Annotated in this window: 5 protein-coding genes; 2 read left to right on the top strand and 3 right to left on the bottom strand. The window is 68.0% G+C overall.

Features of this window, described 5'->3' with window-relative positions; all coding sequences use genetic code 11:
- Positions 1 to 489: 489 nt before the first annotated feature.
- A complete protein-coding gene (locus tag ACFVHB_RS36380; RefSeq protein ID WP_380331075.1) occupies positions 490 to 900 on the top strand; it encodes an RDD family protein in 411 nt (136 codons plus the stop codon).
- A 158-nt stretch (positions 901 to 1058) separates the two neighbouring features.
- Here the strand turns inward: ACFVHB_RS36380 and ltrA are convergent, their stop codons facing one another.
- On the bottom strand, positions 1059 to 2471 hold the full coding sequence (gene ltrA / locus ACFVHB_RS36375; RefSeq protein WP_380331072.1) for a group II intron reverse transcriptase/maturase: 1413 nt from the start codon (positions 2469 to 2471) through the stop codon (positions 1059 to 1061).
- Positions 2472 to 2580: 109 nt separating this feature from the next.
- Here ltrA and ACFVHB_RS36370 point away from each other — a divergent pair.
- Positions 2581 to 3464 (top strand): IS5 family transposase gene (locus ACFVHB_RS36370; RefSeq protein WP_380331141.1). Its coding sequence is split into 2 segments (ribosomal slippage): positions 2581 to 2935 and positions 2935 to 3464, totalling 885 coding nucleotides; the frame shifts between segments, so codons are not numbered across the junction.
- 20 nt (positions 3465 to 3484) lie between these two features.
- Here the strand turns inward: ACFVHB_RS36370 and ACFVHB_RS36365 are convergent.
- Both ACFVHB_RS36365 and ACFVHB_RS36360 read right to left on the bottom strand, forming a co-directional pair.
- Positions 3485 to 3715, bottom strand: coding sequence for a hypothetical protein (locus tag ACFVHB_RS36365; protein WP_380331070.1), 231 nt, complete (start codon positions 3713 to 3715; stop codon positions 3485 to 3487).
- Between the two features lie 98 nt (positions 3716 to 3813).
- The coding region (locus tag ACFVHB_RS36360; RefSeq protein WP_380328305.1) for an integrase core domain-containing protein at positions 3814 to 4020 on the bottom strand (207 nt) is incomplete at its 5' end.

Raw genomic sequence — 4020 nt, 5'->3', positions numbered from 1 at the left:
TTTTTTATACCACCCCCCCCCTGGACACCCCCCCCGGGGGGGGGCCCCCCCCCCCACCCCCCCCCCGCGCCCCCCCCCCCCCCCCCCCCCCCGGCGCCGGGTCTGGGGCCCGGGCCCGCCCCCCCCGCCCCACTGCCACGGGTAGTGGGGTGACTTCCCACAGCTGCGACAGCCGCACACCCCCGAAGCCACCGCCTGCACGCCGCCGTCGGGACAGCGCCGACGCAGCGGCGGGAGCGGAGACGCGACTCCGTTTCGAACACCGGGCCAAGACGCCTACGAGGTTCCGTCATGTCTGATGAGCAGAAGTTCCCATCGCCGCCACGAGGCACCCCCGCCACGACGCGGCCTCCCGCACCCACCTGGCAGCCCGCCCCGGTTCCGTCGTCCTTCGCTACGCCGGCCGCGCGCTCGCACTGCCCGGCCTGTGGTCAACCCTCATCCGGCAGTCCGGCCTGCCAGTTGTGCGGTCAGGTCCTGAACCTTCCCTTGGGAGTCACCCTCTCGACGGTCGGGCTCCGGTTCGGAGGATTCGTCCTGGACTGGGTCCTCGCGGTCTTCACCCTGTTCATCGGCTGGCTGGTCTGGGCCTTGTTCACGTTCTCGAACGGCCAGACACCTGCCAAGCAGATCCTTCACATGAAGACCGTGCACATACCGGACGAGCAGCCGGCGGGGTGGTGGCGGATGGTCCTGCGGGAGTTCATCGCAAGGCCGCTGGTCGCCATCGTCTCGTCCTTCCTCCTCTTCATCCCCTATTTCTGGCTCTGCTGGGACAGGGACCGCCAGGAACTGTGGGACAAGATGGCCACCACCATCGTGGTGACCGACCAGGAGGGCAGGGTCCGCCGGCCCGATCCGGTCGGACCGACGTATCCGGCCCCGGTTCCCTCCCGCTGAGCACTGCCCCGCCCGCACTCCCGGGCCGGTGGACCAACGCCCCTCCTGCCCGTACTAAGTCGGGTAGCCGGATCACGTTGCCTGACCCGGCCCCCTCAGAACCGGACGTGCCAGTCATCCCGGCATCCGGCTCAAGCAAGCCACGAGGGCTTCGCAGGTCAGCAGGTTGATGTGGTCCGTTCGCCGTCGCCCGCGTGGTGCTGGCGGTGGCATTCGGAGTGCACGAGGCGGAGGTTGTTCCGTTCGTCCGAGCCGCCGTGTCGCCGATAGGTGAAGTGATGCTTGTGGAGCATCTTCTTCGAGGCCGCGAACCAGTTGATCCACTCACGTGGGCTGTCCGGCTCGTACTCGGCTCCGACGATCAGCGCCTGCTTGCAGAGGGGGCAGAGCCCCTGCTGCCGGACCGCCAGGACGAGACTCGTCTTGTCCATCGGCGGTGGCGCCTTTCTGCGGCGACGGTCCTGCCAGTACTCGGCGAGTGCGGGGTCGTCCGGGGACGCCCCGCCCTTGACGAGCTGATGGCGGACGATGCCGGTCCAGGAGAACTTGGGCAGGAAGGCGCCGCTGTCGCGGTCGCCGAAGACCCATCGGTCCTGCCTGGACGGATGGAACCTGCCGAAGTACCGGTCCACAATCCAGTACCTCGACTTCTTGGGATGGCCTCGCCTGGCCCAGTTCCAGGTCAGGCGCCCCATGTAGTGGTCCAGCGACGCGAACGTCGTCGTGGAGGACATCGCCCGGTAGTAGGCCGACCAACCGCGAACGATCGGGACGAGCCTGCGCAGTACGGCCTCGGCGTTGGCCCCGCGAAGGGACTTCACCTCGGTCCGTAACCGCTCCCGGAGCCTCTTGCAGGCCGCCGTGCTCGGTTTGATGATCAGCTTGCCACCCGTCCGGCGGACGGTGAAGCCGAGGAAGTCGAACCCCTCGTCGAGGTGGACGACCTTGGTCTTCTCCTCGTTGAAGCGAAGACCTCTCGGCTTCAGCCGGTCCTCCAGCCGGGTCCTGACCTGGTGCACCTGGGCTTCGTCGTGGCAGAGCACCACGAAGTCGTCGGCATACCTCACCAGCACGGGAGCGCCGGGGGATGCGCCGGGTTCTCTCCCGGCTCGCACCACCCTGTATTGGCACCCTGCGGCCTGTTCCAACCCGTGCAGAGCGACATTCATCAGCAGCGGACTGATCACACCGCCTTGAGGAGTCCCCTCCTCCGTCGGTGCGAACCGACCCCGGTCGACCACTCCCGCCCTGAGCCAGCCCCGGATCAGGTCCCTGGCGGGGAACTGGCCGATGGAGGACATCAGGTGGTCGTGGTCGATGCGGTCGAACGCCGCCGAAAGGTCCGCGTCCAGCACCCACTGACGATTCGAGGACTTGCCCTTCACCGTCAGGAAGATCGCCATGATCGCGTCCTGGCAGCCGCGGCCGGGCCGGAAGCCGTAGGACCTCGGCTCGAACCGCGCTTCCCACTCGGGCTCCAGCGCGTTCTTCACGCGGGCCTGGAGCACCCGGTCACGGATGACCGGGATGCCGAGTGGGCGCTGTTTCCCGTTGCTCTTGGGGATGAACACCCGCTTGACCGGCCTGGCCTTCCAGGGCTGGGACGACCGATGGATCTCGGCCGCCAGCTTGCCCCTCGCCGCAGGGGTGAGGGCTAAGGCTTGTCTGATAATTGATCTTGTGGCAGGTCGAGGTGAGTTGACGGACGCGGCGTGGGAGCGGATAGAGCCCCTGTTGCCGCAGGTGGACGGACGCGGTCGTCCGTGGCGTGATCACTGGCAGGTGGTCAACGGTGTGCTATGGCGGCTGCGGACCGGGGCGCCGTGGCGTGATCTCCCTGAGCGGTATGGGCCGTGGCAGACCGTCTACGAGCGGTTCGCCTGCTGGGAGGCCGATGGCACGTGGGCGAGGCTGCTGGAGCACACCCAGGTTCGCGACGACGCGGTGGGCCGGGTGGAGTGGACCGTCGCCGTCGATTCCACGGTCAACCGAGCCCACCAGCACGCGGCCGGAGCCCCCAAAAAGGGGACGCAGACGGGGACGAACTGGAAGATCCGGGCCGCTCGCAGGCGCGCCAGGCCCTCGGCCGGTCCCGGGGAGGGCTGACCACCAAGGTCCATCTTGCCGTCGACGGCCGGGGCCTGCCGCTGTCGATCGTGCTCACCCCGGGCAATGTCAACGACGCGACCGCGTTCGGCCAGGTCCTCGACGGGATCCGCGTCCCGCGTTCGGGCCTGGGTCGCCCGCGCACGACGCCGTTGCGGGTGCTGGGCGACAAGGCCTATTCCAGCCGGGCGATCCGCCACCTGCTGCGGCGCCGGGGCATCGCCGCCACGATCCCCGAACGCCGCGACCAGGCCGGCAACCGCCGCCGGCGCGGATCCCTCGGCGGCCGGCCACCCGCCTTCGACAAGGAGATCTACCGCGACCGCAACGTGGTCGAACGATGTTTCGCCCGCCTCAAGCAGTTCCGCGCGATCGCCACCAGGTTCGACAAGCTCGCGGACCGCTACCGAGCAGGAGTCATCCTGGCTTCTCTGATCCTCTGGCTCCGCGAACCCTGAGATTCTCGGCTGCCGGAGGGTCAGGGCTTCGGGTAGAGACTGGCCTGTTCGAGCGCCCGGTGAGCGACGTGCCTCAGCTCTTCGGGAACGGACTCCCAGAAGGGGTGAGACGAGATGCGCTCCCGGAACTCCAGTTGTGCACGGCGAGGCTCAGGTGACTCCATCGCATCCGCCCACATCGACCGCCTGGCAGCGTTGTACTCGCGTCGAAGATGAATGAGGTCGTCAGGGAAGGACCACTCGTTAGACATGCCCTGAGCCTATGGACAGCACCACTGATGATCTACCCCCACCAGGAGATGCCACCTACCACCCCTATTGCTCCCGGAGATCATTTGTCAGACACGGCCTAGGTGTTCTGACCCGTGAGGTTGGGGACGCGGCTGGCTGGTGGCTTGCCTGCGAGTGCGGTGTGTCCGCGGTGGTGATTGTAGGTGTGGAGCCAGTCGGGGTAGGCGTCCCGGCGTTCCTGTTCGGTGCGGTAGGGCCTGGCGTAGGCCCACTCGTCGAGCAGGGTGCGGTTGAAGCGTTCGACCTTGCCGTTGGTTTGCGGCCG

The organism is Kitasatospora sp. NPDC127111, from assembly GCF_042677465.1.
GTDB lineage: Bacteria > Actinomycetota > Actinomycetes > Streptomycetales > Streptomycetaceae > Kitasatospora.
Note: the sequence above shows the minus strand (reverse complement) of the source record. Positions and strands in the feature narration are given on the sequence as shown.